5 protein-coding genes are annotated in these 4,479 nt (G+C 65.9%); all 5 read left to right on the top strand.

Annotated elements, in window-relative coordinates; all coding sequences use genetic code 11:
* Window positions 1-257 precede the first annotated feature (257 nt).
* Entirely contained in the window at window positions 258-488 is a 231-nt protein-coding gene (locus ACFWWQ_RS16905) for a hypothetical protein (protein ID WP_384596765.1), read from the top strand.
* A gap of 30 nt (window positions 489-518) precedes the next feature.
* Complete coding sequence (locus ACFWWQ_RS16900; protein ID WP_384596915.1) at window positions 519-599, top strand: DUF317 domain-containing protein; 81 nt, start codon at window positions 519-521, stop codon at window positions 597-599.
* A gap of 176 nt (window positions 600-775) precedes the next feature.
* Window positions 776-988, top strand: a complete 213-nt coding sequence (locus ACFWWQ_RS16895; RefSeq protein ID WP_384596763.1) for a hypothetical protein — start codon at window positions 776-778, stop codon at window positions 986-988.
* A gap of 96 nt (window positions 989-1,084) precedes the next feature.
* Window positions 1,085-1,402 (top strand): esterase, encoded by a 318-nt coding sequence (locus ACFWWQ_RS16890; RefSeq protein WP_384596761.1) that lies wholly within the window; start codon window positions 1,085-1,087, stop codon window positions 1,400-1,402.
* Between the two features lie 955 nt (window positions 1,403-2,357).
* Entirely contained in the window at window positions 2,358-4,406 is a 2,049-nt protein-coding gene (locus tag ACFWWQ_RS16885; protein WP_384596759.1) for an NACHT domain-containing protein, read from the top strand.
* Window positions 4,407-4,479 lie beyond the last annotated feature (73 nt).

The raw sequence follows: 4,479 nt of genomic DNA, 5'->3' as shown, positions 1-4,479 counted from the left end.
GCCAGCGCCGCCCTGCCCGCCACCGTCCGCCCTACCGAGAAACGTCGGGCCCACCGCGCGGGCCAGCTCGTCCAATATCGACTCGGCGCGACGCCGCCTCCGCCGGTCCATTCCCCGACGGCGAGCCTTCTGCTGTCGGCGCCAGTTCGCCCATGGCAGACGCCGCTTCCCGGGAAAGGACTACGTACGTCGGCACATCGCATGTAACCGTACGGGGGCCTGCAGAAACCGCAGGTCAACGAAGGGATCGTCCAACCGTGAACGCCTGCAGCGCCGCCCTGCCCGCCACCGTCCGCCCTACCGAGAAACGTCGGCGCTGGCTCTGCTCCGATCACAGCGCGCCCCCGATGCTCGATCTCCTCGACAACCTTGGCTGGGCCAGCGTCGAGACCCCAGAGGCCAACATCCACGCGACGAGCCCGGACGGCCGCGTCTACATCGGCTGGCTCCCCGAAGCCCCCGCCGCCTGGAATCGAAAGATCGTCTGACAGGTCCGGCTACAGCCCGTCGAAGGCGCCCTGTGGACCCAGGAGTTCGACCTCAACACTCCCGCCGAGGCTATTGCCGGATTCATCGCCGCCCTCGTCGCCCACGACTGACCACGTCTCCGACAGCCGTGGACTCCCGCGAACGGAACGGGATCCGCAAGCGTTACCTCGCTCGTCGCCAGCCCCGTCAGCGTCTCCGCCATGCTGCGCGGCCCGTTCCCCTTCCCCCGTCCCTCATGCCGACGCCCCGGCGCCTCACCACACCAGCCCGCTCCCCGGAGAATCTCGTGCCCCACTACCTGACCGTCGGCCACCTGCTCCGCCAGCTCCAGGCCCTCGACCCCGACCTGCCGATCCGCCTCGCCATCAACCCCGACTTCCCCTTCACCCACTACCTGGGGACGGAGGTCGTCGTCCGGGACGGCAAGGCATTCATCGCCGACGACGGCCAGGAGGACTATCTCCCGGCAACAATCAGCGATGCCCTCGCCTGGGCCTGATCACCCCGCCCCCTGGAGCCTCTCATCTCGTCACGTCCCCGTCCTTCTCACGTCCTTCCGCTGCACGCCCTCGCAGTACGCCCCCTGCCGAAAAACGTGCGCGGCGCCCTGGTCCAGCGCGTCTCCGCTCGTCCTGATGGGCCGATCAACGTCACCTGGCTGTCCGCCGAAGCACCGAGACTCCCCCATGGCCGCATCCGCCTTCACTGGGAGCCCGCCTCGACCGCAGGCTGGAACATCACCGCTCACCTCGGCCTCGCCACCACCGAAGTGCATCTCGCCTCCTGGCGCGCCGCCCCGGACAACTGGCCGCGCCTGGTCCGGCCCGCCCTCCACGAGGTGCTCGGCCTTTGCGCCGCACTCAAGGTCGCGACCGCCGCCCTCGACCTCTCGAATCGTCTCGCCCAGATCTGACCGAACAGCACAAGGCCGCCGCGCACCGATCAGGCGAACCGACAGCATCGGGTGACCTGCGATGACGCAGCGGCTTCAAGAAGGCAGTTCCCACACCGATCGAGATCGCTTCCCCGAGGTGGCGCCGCCCGGCCGTCGGTCCGTCAGCAGCCGATGGTGAGGGGGATGCCGATCCCGTTGTCCTCGGAGGAGCTGGAAAATGGCGACCAGCCTCTCGACGTGAAGGCGTTCATCTGCTGGGCGCGGCCCTTAGGTTGGCATTTCGCTGCTCTGTCAGAGGGCCTGTGCAAGTGTTCTCACGGCTTATAGCAGTCGATCGCTTCGGATCCACCACCATGCAGGACGCCACTACGCCGCGCGGAGCGCTGCGAGGAGAGATGCTGCAGGTGGCCTCTGCATGACGGGATTTGGGTGACTGCGCTGCCCTGGCTCATAGAAGACGCTTGAATGAGTTCACGGATTCGGCTGTGCAGCAGAGAGGTTAGGACGATGGATGCGATGTCCGCTGCGGGGCTGGTGGCGGTGGCCGCCGGGGCATGGGGTACGGCCGGGCCCCAGCTTCGGACCGCTCTGGGCGAGCTGGTTCGTCGTCCGTTCGGGCCGGGAGTGCCGGAACTGGAGGACTGGGAGCGGGCCCCTGGCGACCTTGCGGCGGCGGATGCTCTCGTGGACGCCCTGCGCGCCAGAGCCAGGAGCGACCTCGAGTTCGCACGGGCACTGGCCGTCTGGGACAAGGAGCGCGTACGGGTCACGGAGCGGACTGAGGGATCGATGCACAACACCATCACGGTGGCCGACAGGGCAATGTGCTGCAGACGCGAGAGATCCGCGGCGGGGTTTCCTTCGGCGCTGCCCCCGCGCCGGAACACCGGGGCCGGGATTAGGGCTGGATGCCGGCAGGCCGGTCGGCATTCCGGTCGATGTGAACGGCGGTGAATGAGCGCTTACGGGGGACATGATGAACAACGGTGAGGTGCGCAACAGCGTTTCAGGGCGGGCGGATCAGCTGATCCAGACGGGCGTCGTCCACGGTGGAGTACATGTCCATCACAGTGGCGGTCGCCGCCTGACCAGCGCTGCGGAGGTCGCGAGGCAAACCCTCCTGCGGCGTGCCGCCGACGAGGTGGCCTTGCGGGGGCTCTACCAGTTCGGCGAGCTGCGAGTCCCCTGGGAAGTGCTTCCGGGTCCGGATGCCGGCGCGGCCAGCGGCGAGGGCCAGATTCTGTCCAGCCCGGCTGAGGTGGTGGACGCGTTCTTGGCGATGTCGGCGCGGCGCCTCGTCCTGGTGGGCGGTGGCGGTTCGGGAAAGAGCACTCTCGCCCTGCTGCTCGCCAGGGAGCTGGGGGAACGTGCGGCGGCCGATCACACGATCCCTCTTCCAGTGCTCACGACGGCCGCGTCATGGGATCCCGAGCGTGTTCATCTCCGGGTCTGGTTCGTCCGGCAGTTGGCTGCGCAGTATCCGTCGCTCGACAAACGGCTCGGCCAGGACGTTCTGGTCGAACTCGTCGAGTCGGGGGTGGTCTTCCCGGTTCTGGACGGACTTGATGAACTACCACCGGAACAACGCGACTTGGTGCTCACCGCGCTGGCCCGAACCTTGTCCCCCTCCGACACGGTGATCCTGACCTGTCGTGAGGGCGAGTTCCGGGAGGCCGGGGGCAGGGATTCGCTACCTGCCTTGACGCTGCGCTCCCGGCCCGTCGATGAGAAAGTGGCGGAGCAGTACCTCACGGGCGGGCAGGAGAAATCGCGCCGACACTGGGCTCCCGTTGTCGACCAACTCCGCGCAGAACCGGGCGGTGTGCTGGCGTCCGCCCTGGAAATGCCCCTGATGCTGTGGCTGGCCAGGCGAACGGCCACCGACACCAGCCCGCAGCTGCTCGCCGACCGGAACCGCCTGATCGACGCCCAGGCCGTACGGGACCACCTGCTGGACGCCCTGGTCCCAGCCGTGTTCGACGCGGGCCCGAGCGCGACCGAACCCCGGAAGCATCGCTGGCAGGCAGGGAAGGCCAAGGCGCACCTGCGTTTCCTCGCCCGCCGCTTCTCACACCTACAGTCCCGCGACCTCGAATGGTCCCGCACGGCTCCTCGTGGCGCGATATTGGTCGGCCAATTCTCCCTGATTGCTTCCCTTATGGCTCTCGCTTTCGGCTATGATTTTCTACAGGGCCTGCGCTACGAGATTCTTCCAGTGATATTCCTGTCATTCTCCTCAGTGGCCATGCCCGCCGCCACCCTCTACGGCTACAGAATGGTGACCAGCCCCGACACCAAGTGGTTCGGGTGGCGAGAACTTTTTCTTGCGCTCACCGCACCCGCCACACTATTTTTCGCACGAACCAGCGAGCATGCCTGGCAAAAAATACCCCTTGCCATGCTCACTATCGTCCTGATCCTGTCATTTATCTTCCATTTCATACGGGTATTTATTCGCCCTGGGCAGGCACCAAACTCCCCAGAGAGATTGAAGCGTGAGCGACATCTGGCACTGTCCTGCATGACCGTAATCATGGTCATTGCGGCTTGCAGCTCACTGGCGAGGGCTACTCAACGGAACGTGGAACCAGCGGCAGCTTGGATTTTCACGCTATCAAGCGTGATCTTCGCGGCGGCCTTCGTATTCCTTTGCACACCTTGGGGCCGATGGCACTGTGGCCGGGCTGTGCTCGCCACGACAGGGCAACTTCCTTGGCGAACGCAGACATTCCTTGAAGATGCCCGACAGCTCGGGGTGATCCGCCTCTCGGACGGCCATTACCAATTCCGGCACATCGCTCTGCAAAAAAGGCTGGCTGATCTCCCCAAAGCGCGCCAGGGCGCCGACACAGTCACAACACTGGATTCCCTACCCTACCAATTCAGCAGGGGTCTGCCATGGCGCCGCCGACGATGGAAATCCTTCTTGCTGGTGTTACTGGACCTCACGATAATGATCACTGTGGCATGGTGGGGCGGATCGCAGGACAGTGCTCCAACTAGGGCGCGTATCGAGTCGTGATCACCGGGTGCTCCGGATGAGGTCTGTAACCCAGATCATCGAGGCGCGCAGGTGGAGGCCGGCGAGGAAGCTC

Origin of the sequence: Streptomyces sp. NPDC059080 (assembly GCF_042739975.1) — a bacterium.
GTDB classification, from domain to species: Bacteria; Actinomycetota; Actinomycetes; order Streptomycetales; family Streptomycetaceae; genus Streptomyces; species Streptomyces benahoarensis.
This window is presented reverse-complemented; position numbering and strand designations above follow the sequence as displayed.